The 17,804-nt window shown below is 54.9% G+C and carries 18 protein-coding genes; 7 read left to right on the forward strand and 11 right to left on the reverse strand.

From position 1 onward, the window contains the following. The first annotated feature begins 225 nt into the window (after positions 1-225). The gene (gene uvrA, locus AC2A1E_RS16155) at positions 226-3,057 is read left to right on the forward strand and encodes an excinuclease ABC subunit UvrA (RefSeq protein ID WP_484384589.1); all 2,832 of its coding nucleotides are present in this window, start codon (positions 226-228) and stop codon (positions 3,055-3,057) included. Positions 3,058-3,097: 40 nt separating this feature from the next. On the opposite strand, the gene AC2A1E_RS16160 is transcribed toward uvrA, so the two are convergent. The 3 genes from AC2A1E_RS16160 to AC2A1E_RS16170 form a co-directional block, all read right to left on the reverse strand. Then, positions 3,098-3,451: an MmcQ/YjbR family DNA-binding protein gene (locus AC2A1E_RS16160; protein WP_484384590.1), complete on the reverse strand. Its 354-nt coding sequence runs from the start codon at positions 3,449-3,451 to the stop codon at positions 3,098-3,100. A gap of 33 nt (positions 3,452-3,484) precedes the next feature. Then, complete coding sequence (locus AC2A1E_RS16165; protein WP_484384591.1) at positions 3,485-4,678, reverse strand: amino acid aminotransferase; 1,194 nt, start codon at positions 4,676-4,678, stop codon at positions 3,485-3,487. An 88-nt stretch (positions 4,679-4,766) separates the two neighbouring features. Then, positions 4,767-5,234: an Lrp/AsnC family transcriptional regulator gene (locus AC2A1E_RS16170; RefSeq protein ID WP_459400263.1), complete on the reverse strand. Its 468-nt coding sequence runs from the start codon at positions 5,232-5,234 to the stop codon at positions 4,767-4,769. 208 nt (positions 5,235-5,442) lie between these two features. Here AC2A1E_RS16170 and AC2A1E_RS16175 point away from each other — a divergent pair, with 208 nt between their 5' ends. Beyond that, positions 5,443-6,210, forward strand: coding sequence for a transporter substrate-binding domain-containing protein (locus tag AC2A1E_RS16175; protein WP_484384592.1), 768 nt, complete (start codon positions 5,443-5,445; stop codon positions 6,208-6,210). A gap of 52 nt (positions 6,211-6,262) precedes the next feature. Here the strand turns inward: AC2A1E_RS16175 and alr are convergent, their stop codons facing one another. Both alr and dnaB read right to left on the reverse strand, forming a co-directional pair. Then, the gene (alr, locus tag AC2A1E_RS16180) at positions 6,263-7,342 is read right to left on the reverse strand and encodes an alanine racemase (protein WP_484384593.1); all 1,080 of its coding nucleotides are present in this window, start codon (positions 7,340-7,342) and stop codon (positions 6,263-6,265) included. Positions 7,343-7,507: 165 nt separating this feature from the next. After that, positions 7,508-8,920, reverse strand: coding sequence for a replicative DNA helicase (gene dnaB / locus AC2A1E_RS16185; protein ID WP_484384594.1), 1,413 nt, complete (start codon positions 8,918-8,920; stop codon positions 7,508-7,510). A gap of 178 nt (positions 8,921-9,098) precedes the next feature. Here dnaB and AC2A1E_RS16190 point away from each other — a divergent pair, with 178 nt between their 5' ends. Next, a complete protein-coding gene (locus AC2A1E_RS16190; RefSeq protein WP_484384595.1) occupies positions 9,099-10,088 on the forward strand; it encodes an NADPH:quinone reductase in 990 nt (329 codons plus the stop codon). A gap of 296 nt (positions 10,089-10,384) precedes the next feature. On the opposite strand, the gene pspG is transcribed toward AC2A1E_RS16190, so the two are convergent. Beyond that, the gene (pspG, locus tag AC2A1E_RS16195; RefSeq protein WP_037403994.1) at positions 10,385-10,603 is read right to left on the reverse strand and encodes an envelope stress response protein PspG; all 219 of its coding nucleotides are present in this window, start codon (positions 10,601-10,603) and stop codon (positions 10,385-10,387) included. Positions 10,604-10,826: 223 nt separating this feature from the next. Continuing rightward, on the reverse strand, positions 10,827-11,837 hold the full coding sequence (gene dusA, locus AC2A1E_RS16200; protein ID WP_484384596.1) for a tRNA dihydrouridine(20/20a) synthase DusA: 1,011 nt from the start codon (positions 11,835-11,837) through the stop codon (positions 10,827-10,829). A gap of 194 nt (positions 11,838-12,031) precedes the next feature. Here dusA and AC2A1E_RS16205 point away from each other — a divergent pair, with 194 nt between their 5' ends. From AC2A1E_RS16205 to AC2A1E_RS16215, 3 genes are read left to right on the forward strand one after another with little or no spacing between them, the layout of a single operon-like run. Continuing rightward, positions 12,032-12,559, forward strand: coding sequence for a tetratricopeptide repeat protein (locus tag AC2A1E_RS16205; protein ID WP_484384597.1), 528 nt, complete (start codon positions 12,032-12,034; stop codon positions 12,557-12,559). A 36-nt stretch (positions 12,560-12,595) separates the two neighbouring features. After that, the gene (locus AC2A1E_RS16210) at positions 12,596-13,096 is read left to right on the forward strand and encodes an RNA polymerase sigma factor (RefSeq protein WP_484384629.1); all 501 of its coding nucleotides are present in this window, start codon (positions 12,596-12,598) and stop codon (positions 13,094-13,096) included. After that, entirely contained in the window at positions 13,093-13,848 is a 756-nt protein-coding gene (locus tag AC2A1E_RS16215; protein ID WP_484384598.1) for an anti-sigma factor family protein, read from the forward strand. Before AC2A1E_RS16210 ends, AC2A1E_RS16215 begins: the two co-directional genes overlap by 4 nt. 5 nt (positions 13,849-13,853) lie before the next feature. Here the strand turns inward: AC2A1E_RS16215 and AC2A1E_RS16220 are convergent, their stop codons facing one another. After that, entirely contained in the window at positions 13,854-14,426 is a 573-nt protein-coding gene (locus tag AC2A1E_RS16220; protein WP_484384599.1) for a sugar O-acetyltransferase, read from the reverse strand. A 243-nt stretch (positions 14,427-14,669) separates the two neighbouring features. Here AC2A1E_RS16220 and zur point away from each other — a divergent pair, with 243 nt between their 5' ends. Then, entirely contained in the window at positions 14,670-15,179 is a 510-nt protein-coding gene (gene zur, locus AC2A1E_RS16225; protein WP_484384600.1) for a zinc uptake transcriptional repressor Zur, read from the forward strand. Between the two features lie 46 nt (positions 15,180-15,225). On the opposite strand, the gene dinF is transcribed toward zur, so the two are convergent. The 3 genes from dinF to AC2A1E_RS16240 form a co-directional block, all read right to left on the reverse strand. Beyond that, on the reverse strand, positions 15,226-16,572 hold the full coding sequence (dinF, locus tag AC2A1E_RS16230) for an MATE family efflux transporter DinF (RefSeq protein WP_484384601.1): 1,347 nt from the start codon (positions 16,570-16,572) through the stop codon (positions 15,226-15,228). Positions 16,573-16,682: 110 nt separating this feature from the next. Beyond that, positions 16,683-17,291 (reverse strand): transcriptional repressor LexA, encoded by a 609-nt coding sequence (lexA, locus tag AC2A1E_RS16235; protein ID WP_484384602.1) that lies wholly within the window; start codon positions 17,289-17,291, stop codon positions 16,683-16,685. Between the two features lie 127 nt (positions 17,292-17,418). Continuing rightward, positions 17,419-17,787 (reverse strand): diacylglycerol kinase, encoded by a 369-nt coding sequence (locus AC2A1E_RS16240; protein ID WP_484384603.1) that lies wholly within the window; start codon positions 17,785-17,787, stop codon positions 17,419-17,421. Positions 17,788-17,804 lie beyond the last annotated feature (17 nt).

The following is a 17,804-nucleotide window of genomic DNA, read 5'->3' on the forward strand; positions in this document are numbered from 1 at the left end:
AAATTGTAGCATGCCACCTGCTTAGATTATACCTGCGAAGCACCTTGCAAAATTGTCTCCGCATTCGACCTGGTTGCATACATATACTGGATATTCATTCAGGTTATTTTGTGTCATAATTATGCGTTTCGTATTGGCTGTGCCGTTTTTTTGCGCGTCAGATCACATAATTGCCGACAAAAGAACCCAGACAAGCACGGTGTATCATCATGACGGGAAGTGTAAATGGACAATATTGAAGTTCGTGGTGCTCGGACCCATAATCTCAAAAACATTAACCTGACTATCCCGCGCGACAAGCTGATTGTCGTCACCGGTCTGTCGGGTTCCGGCAAGTCTTCATTGGCCTTTGATACGCTGTATGCCGAAGGTCAACGGCGTTACGTCGAGTCGCTTTCCGCCTACGCACGCCAGTTTCTTTCCTTGATGGAAAAACCGGACGTCGACCATATTGAAGGTCTGTCACCAGCAATCTCCATTGAGCAGAAATCTACCTCGCATAACCCACGTTCCACCGTCGGGACCATTACCGAGATCCACGATTACCTGCGCCTGCTGTTTGCCCGCGTCGGCGAACCACGCTGCCCGGATCATCACGTTCCGCTAGCGGCGCAGACGGTCAGCCAAATGGTGGATAACGTACTCAACCAGCCCGAAGGCAAGCGCCTGATGCTGCTGGCACCGGTGGTGAAAGATCGTAAGGGCGAGCACACCAAAACGCTGGAAAACCTGGCTACCCAAGGTTACATCCGCGCGCGCATCGACGGCGAAGTGTGCGATCTCTCCGATCCACCAAAGCTGGAACTGCAAAAAAAGCACACCATTGAAGTGGTGGTGGATCGTTTCAAGGTGCGTGACGATCTGGCACAGCGCCTGGCGGAGTCATTTGAAACCGCATTGGAGCTTTCCGGTGGCACAGCGGTAGTGGCCGATATGGACGATACCAAAGCCGAAGAGCTGCTGTTTTCCGCCAACTTCGCCTGCCCGATCTGTGGCTACAGCATGCGCGAGCTGGAACCGCGCCTGTTCTCGTTCAACAACCCGGCGGGTGCCTGCCCAACCTGTGACGGGCTGGGCGTACAGCAGTTCTTCGATACGGAACGCGTCGTGCAGAACCCCGAGCTTTCGCTGGCAGGCGGAGCGATCCGTGGCTGGGATCGCCGCAACTTCTATTACTTCCAGATGCTGCGCTCGCTGGCGGAGCATTACCAATTCGACGTGGAAGCGCCATTCAACAGCCTGAGTGCCAGCGTACAGAAAGCAGTGCTCAGCGGTTCCGGCAAAGAAACTATCGAATTCAAATACATTAACGATCGCGGTGACACCACCGTGCGCCGCCATCCGTTTGAAGGCGTGCTGCACAATATGGAACGCCGCTATAAAGAAACCGAGTCCAGCGCGGTGCGCGAAGAGCTGGCGAAGTTTATCAGCAATCGCCCGTGCACCTCGTGCAGCGGCACCCGACTGCGCGAAGAAGCCCGTAACGTGTTCGTGGAAGACACCACCCTGCCGCAGATTTCCGATCTCAGCATCGGCCATGCGATGACCTTCTTCCAGAATATGAAGCTGAGCGGCCAGCGCGCCAAGATCGCCGAGAAGATATTGAAAGAGATTGGCGATCGCCTGAAATTCCTGGTCAACGTCGGGCTGAACTACCTGTCACTGTCACGCTCGGCTGAAACGCTGTCCGGCGGTGAAGCACAGCGTATCCGCCTGGCCAGCCAGATCGGCGCGGGCCTAGTGGGCGTGATGTACGTGCTGGATGAGCCTTCCATCGGCCTGCATCAGCGCGATAACGAACGCCTGCTGGAAACTTTGATCCACCTGCGTAACCTGGGTAACACGGTGATTGTGGTCGAGCACGACGAAGATGCGATCCGCGCCGCCGACCATGTGATCGATATCGGCCCTGGTGCCGGTGTGCACGGCGGCCATGTAGTAGCAGAAGGCACCGTTGACGACATTATGGCCGAGCCAGGATCGCTGACCGGCCAGTTCCTCAGCGGCAAGCGTGAGATTGCTATCCCGGCGGAACGCGTGCCTGCGGATCCGACCAAGGTATTGAAGCTGAGCGGTGCGCGCGGTAACAACCTGAAAGACGTCACGCTGACGCTGCCGGTCGGGCTGTTTACCTGCATTACCGGGGTTTCCGGCTCAGGTAAATCCACGCTGATCAACGACACCCTGTTCCCAATCGCTCAGCGCCAACTGAATGGTGCCACCATTGCCGAACCGGCCCCTTACCGCGAAGTCACCGGGCTGGAGCATTTCGATAAGGTGATCGACATCGATCAGAGCCCGATTGGCCGTACGCCGCGCTCTAACCCAGCGACCTACACCGGCATCTTTACGCCGGTGCGTGAGCTGTTTGCAGGCGTGCCGGAATCACGCACCCGTGGTTATACACCGGGCCGTTTCAGCTTTAACGTGAAAGGCGGCCGCTGCGAAGCCTGCCAGGGCGATGGCGTGATCAAGGTAGAAATGCACTTCCTGCCGGATATCTACGTGCCTTGCGATCAATGCAGAGGCAAGCGCTACAACCGCGAAACGCTGGAAGTGAAGTACAAGGGCAAAAGCATCCACGAAGTGCTGGAAATGACCATTGAAGAAGCCCGTGATTTCTTCGATGCGGTACCGGCGCTGGCGCGCAAGCTGCAAACGCTGATGGATGTAGGGCTGTCTTACATTCGCCTCGGCCAGTCGGCCACCACCCTTTCCGGCGGCGAAGCACAGCGCGTGAAGCTGGCACGTGAGCTGTCGAAACGTGGCACCGGCCAGACGCTGTATATCCTCGATGAACCCACCACCGGCCTGCACTTTGCAGATATCCAGCAGTTGCTGGCGGTGCTGCATCAGTTACGCGATCAGGGCAACACCATCGTGGTGATTGAGCACAACCTGGACGTGATTAAAACCGCGGATTGGATTGTCGATCTGGGGCCGGAAGGCGGCAGCGGCGGCGGTGAGATCCTGGTTTCCGGCACGCCAGAGACCGTGGCGAACTGCAAAGAGTCGCATACCGCTCGCTTCCTGAAGCCAATGTTGGATAAAAAGTGATGGTTACCGCTCCTGTAGCAAGCAGGAGCGGTTTTTACTCTCAGATACCCAGTTCCTGGCGCTTCTTGTTCGTTAATCCGGCCACCACCAGTTGATATGAAATATCGATCAGCTGATAAAACTGTGAGTCCGGCAAGGCACCATCCAGATAGACACTGTTCCAATGCGCTTTATTCAAATAGTAACCGGGGATAATTTCCGCATGTTGCTCACGCAACTGCTCCGCCAGCTCTATGCCGCACTTTAACGAGATCACCGGCCGACCATAGGCTTCACCAATGAGTGCAAACATTTTGTCACCGACTCTGACCCGATCGGCCTGCCAGTCACTCTGATAATCCTGTTCACTACCCGGTTTGGCCAAGCAGTAATCCAGCAGTTGCTGTTTGTTCACGGTTATCTCCTCTGATAAAGCCCCAGATCTCATTTATTGCACGGCAGCAAACGCCTCAGCCACTTGGCGAACGTTATTATGGTTCAGCCCCGCCACACACATGCGGCCGCTGTGGATCAGATAAACGCCGAACTCTTCGCGCAGGCGATCAACCTGTTCCGCAGTGAAACCGGTGTAGCTGAACATGCCACGCTGTTCCAGCAGATAGTCAAAGTTACGCTGCGGCAATGCGCTTTTCAGTGACTCCACCAGCACCTGACGCATCTCAAGGATGCGGGTACGCATCGTTTCCACTTCCGCCAGCCACTGTGCGTTCAGTTGTGCATCATTCAGTACCTTGGCGACCACCTGCGCACCAAAGTTCGGCGGGCTGGAGTAGTTACGGCGCACGGTCGCTTTCAATTGGCCCAGCACGCGCTCGGCAGCTTCGCTGCTTTCACACACCACGGAAAGCCCGCCGACACGCTCACCGTACAGCGAGAAAATTTTCGAGAACGAGTTGCTCACCAGGCATGGCAAGCCTGCAGCAGCGATGGCGCGGATGGCATAAGCATCCTGATCGATACCACCACCGAACCCCTGATAGGCAATATCCAGGAACGGGATCAGATCACGCTCGGCAATCACTTTTACCACTTCATCCCACTGTGCCGCCGTGAGATCGGAACCAGTCGGGTTATGGCAGCAAGGGTGCAGCAGCGCGATGCTTTTGGCGGGCAGTTTTTTCAGCGCGTTCAGCATGGCATCAAACTTCACGCCCAGGCTTTCGCCGTCAAAGTACGGGTAGGTGTGGACCGTAAAACCGGCACCATTAAAGATGGCGACGTGGTTTTCCCAGGTCGGGTCGCTGACCCATACCTGCGAATCAGGGAAATAACGCTTCAGGAAATCGGCACCCACTTTCAACGCGCCGGAACCGCCCACGGTCTGAATGGTGGCAATGCGCCCCTGCTGCAACATTGGATGTTCGGCACCGAACAGCAGTTGCTGGATCGCACTGCGGTAGGGTTGCAAGCCTTCCATCGGCAGATAGACCGATGCGCCGTGCTCTACGCTGTTGAGCTGCGCCTCTGCGGCGGCCACGGCCTGCATCTGTGGTATGATGCCCTGCTCGTTATAGTAAAGGCCGATGCTCAGGTTCACCTTGTGTGCACGGGGGTCTTTTTTGAATTTTTCCATCAGCGACAGGATCGGGTCACCGGCATAGGCATCAACATTCTGGAACACGGGTTGGTTCTCCTGATTTTAGGGGTTCGAGTTACAATATATACTCTTCGTCTTGCAAACTGCACTGTCGCTCTCAGCAGCCACCGTTTTATTTCGCCAACGGCAGTAAGCCATTTTCTTTGATGCGGTTGAGCACCACCGCGGTTTTAATCCGCGCCACGCTGTTATGCCGCGAGAGCGTCTGGCTGATGAAATCACTGAGCGCAGGCAGATCGGCCACTGCCACTTTCAACAGATAGTCGGCATCGCCGGTGGTTTTATAAGCGTCAAGAATAGCATCCACGTCTTCCAACATCTGATGAAAGCTGTCGATCTGTTCCTGCGTGTGGGTCAGCAGGCTCACCTCAATCAGGCTCACCAGCCCAAGCCCGACCGCTTCTGGAGCCAAGCGCGCGTGATAGCCCCTGATCAGCTGCGCCTGCTCCAGGCTGATACGCCGACGTGAACATTGCGAGGCGGAAAGCCCGACCAGTTCGCTCAGTTCCTGATTGGTCAGGCGGCCATTGGCCTGTAGCAGCGTCAGGATTTTCATATCAAAATCGTCAATGTTGTACATAACCACCTGTAAACTGTGTTAAGAAATGTTGACGTTACAGCCTATCAGTTTTTTTAGCGTTGAAACCATCGCCCCTAGCGGGTTGTGAGCTGCGCAGCAGCAAAGCCGAGATCTCCGCTCATCGATGGCATAAAAAACGGGTAAATTACGCAAACCAACAACAATCAACGGCTAAATAGTGCATAAAACCATTAATATAAGGATGTTTATGAAGAGAATACTCCCCTTCGCTTTGCTGGTTGCTGCCGGGAGCGCCAGTGCTCAATCGCATCTGGATAAGGTGCTACAGCAAAAAACCCTCGACGTTTGCACCACCGGTGACTACAAGCCCTATACCTTCCTGAAGGAAGATGGCAGCTATGAAGGTATTGATATCGCCATGGCGGAGTCGCTGGCCAAGAGCCTGGATGCCAAAGTGAAATGGGTGAAAACCAGCTGGAAAACCCTGATGCCCGACTTCGTCTCTGGCAAATGTGACATCGCCATGGGCGGCATCTCGGTGACGTTACCGCGCCAAAGACAGGTGTTTTTCGCCGAACGTCTGGATACCGATGGCAAGATCCCGCTGGTGCGTTGTACCGACGTAAAGAAATATCGCACCGTTGAGCAGATCAACAAGGCCTCGGTACGGGTGATCGAACCGGCTGGCGGCACCAACGAAGCCTTTGTTCGCGCCCATCTGCCGAAGGCCAATCTGACGCTATCGCACGACAATATGGGGATTTTTCAGCAGTTGGTGGATCGCAAAGCCGACGTGATGATTACCGATGCCTCAGAAGCGCTGTATCAGCAGAAGCACTACCCAAAACTCTGTGCCGTGAACCCAGACAAACCGATGCAGTACGGCGAGAAAGCTTACATGCTGCCGCGTGATGATATGAGCTGGAAATTGTATGTGGATCAGTGGTTGCACTTGAGTAAAGCGACTGGGGAATATCAGCAGATTATCGATCAGTGGCTGGCAGTGAAGAAGTAATTGGGCTTAGCGTTTTCTCCCCTTTCTTTAATCAGAAGGGGAGAAACACCGGTTACTCGCCGATATATTCCATCTCGACGCGCTGGGTAAGTTTGGTGATCAACTCATAGGCGCTAATACCGCTACAGGCCGCAACCCGTTCAACCGGTAACGGGTTGCCCCACAGCACCACTTCGTCGCCCACTTTATCGGTGGCATCCGGCCCCAAATCCACCGAAACCATATCCATCGATACGCGGCCAACGATCGGCACTTCGCGGCCATTCAGCCAGACCGGCGTGCCAGAAGGCGCACTGCGCGGATAACCGTCGCCGTATCCAATGGCTACCACCCCCAAGCGGGTATCGCGCTCGCTCACCCAGATACCACCGTAACCCACCGGTTCACCGGCTTTATGCTCACGTACCGCAATCAGGCTGGATTTCAGCGTCATCGCCGGTTGAAAACCAAAGTCAGCGGCACACGAGTTATCCATCGGCGAAGCGCCGTACAGAATGATGCCTGGCCGTACCCAGTCGCGATGCGCCTGCGGCCACAGCAGGATCCCGCCAGACGCGGCGATCGACTTCTGGCCCGGTTTATCATTGGCAAAACGCTCGAAACAGCTGATTTGCTTTGGTGTGGCGTCAGACTGCGGCTCATCGGAACGGCTGAAGTGGCTCATGATATTGACCGGCTGCACCACATTGCGGCAGGCACACAGGCGTTGATAAAACGCCTCGGCATGCTCTGGGCGCACACCTAGGCGATGCATACCGCTATCAAGCTTCATCCACACCGGCACCGGATGCGCCAGTTCGGCCTGCTCCAACGCTTCAAGCTGTTCAATACAGTGCACGGCGGTTTCGATATTATTCGCCACCAGCACCGGTAAATCTTCGGCGCAGAAGAACCCTTCCAGCAACAGGATCGGCTTGACGATACCGCCAGAACGCAGCATCAGGGCTTCGCCGATACGGGCTACGCCGTAGCAGTCGGCATCTTGCAGAGTATGTGCTGTTTCCAGCAGGCCATGCCCATAAGCATTGGCTTTCACCACGGCAATCAGGCGGCTTTGCGGCGCCAGGCGGCGCACCTGTTGCAGATTATGTCGCAGAGCGCGGCGGTCAATAACCGCAGTTGCCGCTTTCATTGCAATTCCTTGGAGCCTAACCCAGTAGGCGTAGATTGTTGCAGCCAGTTTGTACACGGACAGCGCGGAACAACCGGAACGTACACGAAGTACGTGAGGATTGTGAGCACTGCCCAGGGACAAAATGGCAAATAAAATAGCCTAATGGGATAGGCTCTTAGCTGATTATTCGTCATCATATTGCGGCCCCGCGTAGTTATCAAAACGCGACCACTGGCCGTTAAAGGTCAGGCGTACCGAGCCAATCGGGCCGTTACGCTGCTTACCCAGAATAATTTCAGCAATCCCTTTCAGATCGCTGTTCTCGTGATAAACCTCATCACGGTAGATGAACATAATCAGGTCAGCATCCTGCTCAATGGAGCCGGATTCACGCAGGTCGGAGTTAACCGGGCGTTTATCGGCGCGCTGCTCCAGACTACGGTTCAACTGCGACAGCGCCACTACCGGCACCTGCAACTCTTTCGCCAGCGCTTTCAACGAACGGGAAATTTCGGCAATTTCCAGCGTGCGGTTGTCGGACAAGGAAGGCACACGCATCAGTTGCAGGTAGTCGATCATGATCAGGCTTAGCCCGTCATGTTCGCGGAAAATACGCCGCGCGCGGGAGCGTACTTCGGTAGGCGTCAGGCCGGAGGAGTCATCAATATACATATTGCGCTTCTCCAGCAGGATCCCCATGGTGCTGGAAATCCGCGCCCAATCCTCGTCATCGAGCTGGCCGGTACGGATACGGGTTTGATCCACGCGCGACAGCGAAGCCAACATACGCATCATGATCTGGTTGCCGGGCATCTCGAGGCTGAAGATCAGCACCGGTTTATCCTGCGTCATCGCGGCATGTTCACACAGGTTCATCGCGAAGGTGGTTTTCCCCATCGACGGACGGGCGGCAACGATAATCAGGTCAGACTTTTGCAGGCCCGCCGTTTTCTTATTGAGATCGTGATAGCCGGTATCTACCCCGGTCACGCCGTCGTGCGGCTGCTGATAGAGTTGCTCAATGCGGGAAACGGTATCTTCCAGAATACGTTCAATGCCTTTCGGGCCTTCATCTTTGCTGGCACGGTTTTCAGCGATCTGGAAAACGCGGGATTCGGCCAGATCGAGCAGATCCTCGCTGCTGCGCCCTTGTGGATCGTAACCGGCGTCGGCGATCTCGTTAGCCACGGAGATCATCTCACGCACTACCGCACGTTCGCGCACGATGTCGGCATAAGCGCCGATGTTGGCAGCACTTGGGGTGTTTTTCGACAGTTCCGCCAGATAAGCAAAACCACCGACAGATTCCAGTTCCCCCTTCTGTTCCAGCGACTCGGACAGGGTGATCAAATCGATAGGCCGGTTCATTTCCAGCAGGCGCTGCATCTCGGTAAAGATCAGGCGGTGCGGGCGGCTGAAGAAGTCATTGGAAACCACGCGTTCTGCCACGTTGTCCCAGCGTTCGTTATCCAGCATCAAACCGCCCAACACGGACTGTTCTGCCTCCAGCGAATGCGGTGGCATCTTCAGCCCTTCCATCTGGCGATCTCTGGGTTCGTTCGCGAATGTTTTGTTGGTTGGTTTTTTTCCTGCCATGAAGCGTATTCTTTATCCGGTGGCGAATGGAAGATCCTGACGCGAGAGTATACGTGATTTTTATCCATGATTCTTGCGCCATCACCATGGCAAAAAAGGATTAATCACTGCGCTACAGGCTGGATAGCCGGTACGGTAAAGAGTAGGGTGGAGCCAAACATCTAGACGAGGTAATGACATGGCAAAGCGTATTCAATTCTCCGCCACCGGCGGCCCAGAAGTGCTGCAGTATGTTGATTTTACGCCTGTCGATCCGGCAGCGGGCGAAGTTCAGGTTGAAAACCGAGCCATCGGCATCAACTTTATCGATACCTACGTACGCAGCGGTTTGTATCCACCGGCCACCTTGCCGAGCGGCCTGGGTACTGAAGCGGCCGGGGTGGTGATCAAGGTTGGGGCAGGCGTCAACGCGCTGAAACCGGGCGATCGCGTGGTTTATGCTCAATCTGCACTCGGCGCTTACAGCGAGATCCACAACGTACCGCTGGAAAGGCTGGCGATCCTGCCGGATAACCTGAGTTTTGAACAAGGCGCCGCCGCTTTCCTCAAGGGCCTGACCGTGCACTATCTGCTGCGCCAAACCTATGAGATCCAGCCCGGTGAAGTCTTCCTGTTCCATGCCGCCGCCGGTGGCGTTGGGCTGATCGCCTGCCAGTGGGCCAAAGCTTTGGGCGCCAAGCTGATTGGCAGCGTCGGCTCTGATGAAAAGGCGGAACTGGCCAAGCGCGCTGGAGCCTGGGCAACCATTAACTATCATCAGGAAAATATTGCCCAACGCGTAGCGGAACTGACCAACGGCGAGAAAGTCGGCGTGGTGTACGATTCCGTCGGTAAAAGCACCTGGCAGGATTCCCTGAACAGCCTGAAGCGTCGCGGATTGATGGTCAGCTTCGGTAATGCCTCCGGCCCGGTGACCGGGGTCGACTTGGGGCTGTTGAACCAGAAAGGTTCGCTGTATGTCACTCGCCCTTCGCTCTACGGCTATATCACCAACCGCCAGGAGTTGCAGTTCGCCAGTAATGAGCTGTTCTCACTGATCGGCAGCGGCGCGATCAAGATCGAGGTGAAGGAGGAGCAAAAATTTGCGCTGGCGGAAGCGCAGAAGGCTCACCAAGTGCTGGAAAGCCGCAAAACCAGCGGTTCTTGCCTGTTGATTCCAGGGCGTTAAGCAAAAGAAAAGGGTTCCGCGAGGAACCCTTTCTTGTTACTGCATTTTGTAGGGGTAGAGCAGAGTCCACAAGAAACACGAGGGGTTGCTTAAGCAACACTATTATTGTCTCTCGCGGTGATGAAATCATCGGCATCACTGCTGTTGGGAAGTATCCTAACAGCCGCTGAAAGTAAAACATACGCTTAACGTGCCGTATTCATCTCTAAAACATCAAGGTGTGATCTCTGCCGCATCGCGTAAGCAAACTGTGATGTAGTTTTCAGTGTGACCGTCTGATAAATCAGCAAAAAATATTAATAGCGGCGTATCTGCGGTTTCTGCATTGAACGGTATATCCACACGCCAATCACCGCCAAAATCAGCCACGGCAGCAGTTTAATCACCATAGCGAACAACCCGCCCAGCAGCATAAAGGCCGCGGCCACGAATAGCGCCGCGATGACGCCCAGCAGAGAAATACCGGTAACCAGCAGCATGACCACAAAACCGATAATAAAGAAGAGTTCTAACATGAGTGGCTCCTTGGCAAAAACAATGTGTCTATCCCCGTCATACTTCAAGTTGTAGATGCGTTGGCTTTCCTGCAACTCGAATTATTTAGGGCATACATTGTTCTTTACAAGAAGCATGCCAACTTGGCAGAAAATTTAACCTATTGAAATACGGTGAAAAGAGTGCCAGATCCTCTGGCAGCCTTAGTCAAAAAGACCAAGTTTTAGTCAAATCAATTAATAATTACGCCACTTCGGTACGTGGTGAGCGCACCAGAGCTAGCGCCTGCTCAACCACTCGGGCATCAGCGCCCGGTTTATGGGCGTTTTCACTCAGATGACGACGCCACTGGCGCGCCCCCGGTACCCCCTGGAACAAACCAAGAATATGGCGGGTGATATGACCAAGATAAGTCCCGTTGGCCAGTTCACGTTCGATGTACGGGTACAGCGATTCGATAATCTCCACGCTGCTGAGCACACCGGCCGGGGAGCCAAAAATTTCGCTGTCGACACGCGCCAGAATACCTGGATTCTGATACGCCTCACGGCCCATCATCACGCCATCCAGATGCTGCAAATGCTGCTGCGCTTCTTCCAGCGTTTTCACCCCACCGTTAATCGCAATAGTGAGCTGCGGGAAATCACGCTTTAGCTGATAAACACGCGGATAGTCCAGCGGCGGCACTTCGCGGTTCTCCTTCGGGCTAAGCCCGGAAAGCCAGGCTTTGCGCGCATGAATGGTGAACATATCGCATTCACCGCGCCCGGCAACCGTGCCGATAAAATCACACAAAAAAGCATAGCTGTCCTGATCGTCGATACCGATGCGGGTTTTCACCGTCACTGGAATTGATACCGCATCGCGCATCGCCTTGATGCAGTCGGCAACCAGCGCCGCCTGCCCCATCAGGCAGGCACCAAACATCCCGTTCTGCACCCGATCGGACGGGCAACCAACGTTGAGGTTGATCTCATCATAACCACGCTGCTCCGCCAGCTTGGCGCAATGCGCCAGCGCCGCCGGATCGCTGCCGCCCAGTTGCAACGCCACCGGATGCTCTTCTTCGCTGTAGGCCAGATAGTCGCCCTTACCGTGGATAATCGCGCCGGTGGTCACCATCTCGGTGTACAGCAGCGTTTCCTTGGTCAGCAGGCGGTGAAAGTAACGACAATGACGATCGGTCCAGTCGAGCATCGGCGCGATGGAGAAACGATTGGCGGCGTATTGAGAGGCGTGGTTATCTGTCGTCATGCTGAATTACTGGCTACCTGAAATGTCTGGAGTTCAACAACCGGCGGTCTGTGCCAGTGTCGCAAACGGCTATTATAACGACAATCGGCGGTCTTGGGAAAATTGCCTAAAAAGAAATGAATAAATCGGCGTTCACAGGTGTTCACTCGGTAATGGCGTAACACAGAACGCCTTACCCCACCGAGGAGCACACCATGAACCGTTTCATCAAAAACCTGTTGCTGCCTGCCATCGCCAGCACCCTGTTGTTTTCCGGTTTTACCCATGCCATGGGCGACAACAGCCAGAGCACGCCAACCTGCCCAAAAGGCCAAATCTACGACAGTAAAACCAAAACCTGCACGGTGGAAAAAAGCAGCATGCTTAGCGATGGCGATCGAACTAACTATGCCTACATGCTGGCGAAAAGCGGCCATTATCAGGAGGCCCTTGATGTCCTCAACACGTTACAGGATCCCAACACCGCCGTAGCACTGAATTATCGCGGTTATGCCACCCGCAAACTCGGCCGCACCGATGAAGGTATCAGCTACTATTTAAAATCAGTGGCGTTGGATCCGAACTACCCGAAAGTCCGCGAATATCTGGGTGAAGCCTACATGATTAAAGGCCGCCCGGATCTGGCCAAACAGCAGTTAGCGGTGATCAAATCACTTTGCGGAACCGGGTGTGAAGAGTATCGCGATCTGGCAGCGGCTATCGACCATCACCCTGAATCATGAGGTTGCACCCTGGAGGCCGCTATCAGCAACGATGCGATTCGCAACGATATCGGGCAATACCTTTCCCGCCTGTGGCGCTATGGTTTGGTGCTTTGCCACCGGCGGGATCTTGCCGACGATTTGGTTCAGGCCACCTGCGTGCGGGCACTTGAGCGTGCCGCACAGTTTACCGTAGGTACGCGCATGGATCGCTGGTTGTTCTCGATCCTGCACTCCATCTGGCTCAATGAAATGCGGGCGCAGCATATTCGTCAGGGGCAAGGCTTTGTCGATGCTGATGAGCTTGCTGATTCGGCTAGCAACGACGACCCGATCTGGGCCAATCAGGTGATGCAGCGCGTTAATCGGCTGCCGGAAGCCCAGCGTAATACGGTCTTTCTGGTGTATGTAGAAGAGCTTTCCTACCGGGAGGCGGCGGAAGTGCTTGGCGTGCCAATCGGCACCATCATGAGCCGCCTGGCAGCCGCACGCCTGAGGCTGGCGAACGACAGTGCGTTGCAAAACACACCCGCGCAGTCAAAGGGAGAAAAATCATGAGCGCTCATCGCGATATTGACGAACTGCTGGTCGCTTATCTGGATGACCAGTTGGAGCGTTCACAACGACATAACCTGGAACAACGGCTCACCAGAGAACCAGAGCTGGCCGCTCGTCTGGCCTGGCTGGCTGGCAGTAACCTGCCGTTCAAAGCCGCTTTTCAGCCGCTGCTCGACGAAGCGCCGAAAAAACGGCTACAGGCAGGCCTGCAAGCTCTCTTGCAACCTGCCTCACCCAGGATCACCCGCCGCAAGCTGATTGCAGCAGCGATGGGTTTACTGGCTTTAGGTGTAGCAGGCGATCGCGCCTTCCTGCGGTTCAACCAACCGGAAGAGAACTGGCGCGGTCTGGTGGCACAATATATGGCGCTGTATACGCCAGAAACGCTGGCTGACAATTCCCTTTCCCCTCAGGAGCTCGCCGTTCAGTTGCAACACACCGGCGAACAGCTAGGCATTACCTTACTGTCACAACAGTTGGCATTGCCAGGAGCGACGCTGAAAAATGCCCGGATCTTGGCCTACGATGGCAAGCACATCGCCCAACTGACCTATCTTGATGAACAATATGGGCCACTGGCATTGTGCATTATTCAACAACCTGGTGAAGATGCGCCAGAGAATGAACAGCGCATGGGAATGAACCTGGTGTACTGGTCTGGCGGCGATCACAGCTTTATGTTGATTGGCCATAATCCGCCCCAGCAGATGAGCACGCTTGCCGAACAACTACGGCAAGCGCTGGCAGGCTAAAACGGTTATTCCAGCTCGCGGATCACCCGGCAGGGTTGCCCTAGCGCCAATACGTTAGCCGGGATATCTCCGGTGACCACGCTACCTGCGCCAATAGTCGTGCCATCGCCGATAGTCACGCCAGGCAGGATCACCACGTTCCCGCCGATCCAGACGTTACTGCCGATAACCACCGGTTTGGCCGAGGTTTGAAATGGGAAATCAGGATTGCCACTAAAGCGTTCGCTGGCCTTGAGCGGGTGACTTGGCGTATAGATTTGCGCGTTCGGGCCGATCAGCGTGTTATCGCCAATGGTAATGGTATTGCAGTCGAGAAACACCGCATTGACGTTGATAAAGCAGTTTTTACCAATGCTGATATGCTGACCGTAATCACACCAGAACGGCAGCTCGATCCAGCTTTCATCCCCCCAAGCAGCAAACAGTTCACACAGCAGGCTTTTCTTCTCTTCCGCCTGATGCGAATCCAACGCAGCAAGCTGTTTGGTAAGGCCGCGCGCCCGGTGATACAGTGCGATCAACTCTTCATCACGGCTGTTATAAACTTCGCCGCGCAGCAATTTTTCTCTTTCTGTCATGCTAAAGCTCCTGAGAATCATCGTTCTTGCTGCGCGTTATACCGCTACCCCACGCCAGAACCTACCCCAGAAAGCAGTAAAAGTGACCTATTCAGGTGCAACTGCGATAAATCGTGATCTGTTTCTCATTTCAAACCGCATGTTGTCGGCTAGTAACGCATTATGTGGGGAAAAGGGCACAACCCTCGGCGATTCCACTGAAACATGTTAAAATCAGCTTCTTTGCGCACCGGAATATTTGCTATGAACTCAACCAACCAGGAAAAGCTGCTCGCGCAGGCTGAACGACTCTGTCAGCAGCGTAACGTGCGACTGACCCCGCAACGGCTGGAAGTGTTACGCCTGATGGCGGAGCAACCCGGTGCCATCAGCGCCTACGATCTGCTCGATTTGCTGCGCGTCGCCGAACCCCAGGCTAAGCCCCCCACGGTGTACCGTGCTCTGGACTTTTTGTTGGAACAGGGATTTATCCACCGTGTCGAATCCGCCAACAGCTATGTGCTGTGCCACCACTTCGAACAGCCGATGCACACCTCTGCGCTGTTTATCTGCGATCGCTGCGGGCAGGTTACCGAGCGCACGACGGAAGGCGTGGAAGAAATGTTGCAGAAACTGGCAACAGAATCAGGATTTGCGCTGCGCCACAGCGTGGTTGAAGCCCACGGCCTGTGTTCTGCCTGCGTTGAGGTAGAAGCATGCGAAAACAAGCATGATTGCGATCATGACCACAGTATTGTGATCAAGAAGAAATAAGCGGTGCGGTAGCGATGCCGCAGCGTAGCGCCGCGCTCATCTGTTTTCAGACGTTATGATTAGCTGGAAACCAGGTGCCGCGCACTTGGTGGCGGTGCCAAATCCAACCCAGTGCCAACCCCCGCAAGGCCAGAAACACCATCAGAGCTAACCATAAACCGTGGTTGCCCAACAACGGCAATGTGAATAACGTCAATCCATAACCGACAGTGGCCACTGCCATGCTGTTGCGCATTTCTGCCCCGCGAGTCGCGCCGATAAACATGCCGTCCAGCAGATAACACCAAACACCCACCAAGGGCAGCAGCACCTGCCAAGGCAGGTAATGGTTCGCCAGAGCACGTAATTCGGGCAGCGAGGTTAACGCTGCCACGATGTGCTGCCCTGCAAGCATATAAATCAGGGCAAAACCGAGCGCCACCAGGCACGCCTGCCTGCAAGCCGCACGCCATACTTTATGCAGTTGGCGATCGTCCCGCGCCCCATAAGCATGGCCAGAATGTGCCTCAACCGCATAGGCAAAACCATCTAAAGCGTAAGCAGTGAACGTCAGCAGATTCATCAGCACCGCATTCACCGCCACGATTTCACCCCCCATACGCGCCCCCAGAATAGTCAATGAGGCAAAGCACAGTTGCAGTAATAACGAACGCAGCATGATGTCACGGTTAAGCGCCAGCAAACGGCGCAGATTACCGCGCCAGGCGTTGTGCAGCATCGCCAGAGTAATCCCGCGCATCCGCAGCACCCGCCACGACAGCCACAGCCCCAGTAACAGCGTGGCATACTCGGCAATCGCCGTTGCGGCTGCGGCGCCCTGCACATTCCAGCCCAGCCCCATCACCAGCCAAATATCCAACACAATATTCAGCAGGTTACCGACGATCAGCAAGATCACCGGTGCCCGCACATACTGCACGCCCAACAACCAGCCGAGCAGCACCATATTCGCCAATGCCGCTGGCGCGCTTAACCAACGGATCTCCAGAAACAACCGCGCCTGCGCCAAGACTTCTTTATCGCCCCCGACAATCTGCAAGGCCAGTGCGATCAGCGGCGCTCGCAGCAGCACAATCGCCACCCCGGCCACCAGCGCCAACAGCAGCGGTTGCATAAAAGCCCTGGCCAGCCGTTGCGGATCCTGCGCGCCCAACGCCTGCGCCGCCAGCCCGGTGGTGCTCATACGCAGGAACAGCAGCAACATGAACAGGAAACTGGTCGCCATTGAGCCCACGGCAACCCCACCGAGATAAGTCGGGCTATCGAGATGGCCGATAACGGCGGTATCCACCAGGCCAAGCAAGGGAACGGTGATATTGGAGAAAATCATCGGCAACGCCAGGCGCCACAACGCTTTATCGGTGTCGCTGGTAAAAGCAGAAATCAGGCGCATAGTGAAATGTTCCCGTGGCCGTGCGGTGACGATGGTTTAGAAGAGGTATCGCCCCAGAGTTGGGGCGATATAATTCTTATTAATTGAAATATCAATCAGGGGTATAACGCTTAGATCCAGTCGCCGTTGCGGATCACACCGACGGCTAAACCTTCGATAGTAAAATTCTGCTCGCGCAGATCGACCACAATCGGCTGGAATTCACTGTTTTCCGGCAACAGTTCAACTATGTTGCCATGCTTTTTCAGACGCTTGACCGTCACTTCATCTTCGATACGTGCCACCACGACTTGGCCGTTACGCACGTCCTGAGTTTTATGCACCGCCAGCAGATCGCCGTCGAGGATACCGATATCACGCATCGACATACCGTTAACACGCAGCAGGAAATCAGCGTTAGGTTTGAACAAAGAAGGATCGACTTTGTAGTGCCCTTCAATGTGTTGCTCGGCCAGCAAAGGTTCACCGGCAGCAACGCGGCCAACCAGAGGTAACCCTTCTTCATCTTCCATCAGCAGACGGATACCGCGCGAAGCACCGGAGATAATTTCGATCACCCCTTTGCGGGCCAGCGCTTTCAAATGCTCTTCGGCGGCATTAGGCGAACGGAATCCCAAACGCATGGCGATCTCGGCACGTGTTGGTGGCATGCCCGTTTGCGCAATATGATCGCGAATCAGGTCGTAGACCTCTTGCTGTCTGGTAGTTAATGCTTTCATTCCGCCCCCTGTTTGTTTATACAGTCTTGCTGTGAGTATATACAGGTAAGCCGGGATTGGGAACCGAAGAATAAATAAAAATCAGGGATTAGCGAAGCAGTTCGCAACATTACGCCCCTTTTCAAGGTCAACTAAAATGCTGCCACAGCACTGAACCCCAGACGAACAGCGCCAGCATAATCGTCAATGAAACCGCCGCCGAGCCCATGTCTTTTGCCCGGCCAGACAATTCATGGTAATCCGTCCCCACGCGATCGACGATGGCCTCAATCGCGCTGTTGAGGATTTCGACAATCATCACCAGCAGTACAGAGCCAATCAATAAAATGCGCGCTATCGCACCCACATCCAGCCAAATCGCCAGTATGATAGCCACGATGACCGCGACCGATTCCTGACGGAATGCGGCTTCGTTCTGCCAGGCTGCGGTTAAGCCTTTATATGAATAGCCTACCGCCTTAATGATGCGTGTCAGGCCCGTTGCTTTATTTGCCATGTTAAGAGCACCTTTCT

Source organism: Serratia sp. HNCC26DJ206, from assembly GCF_057180605.1.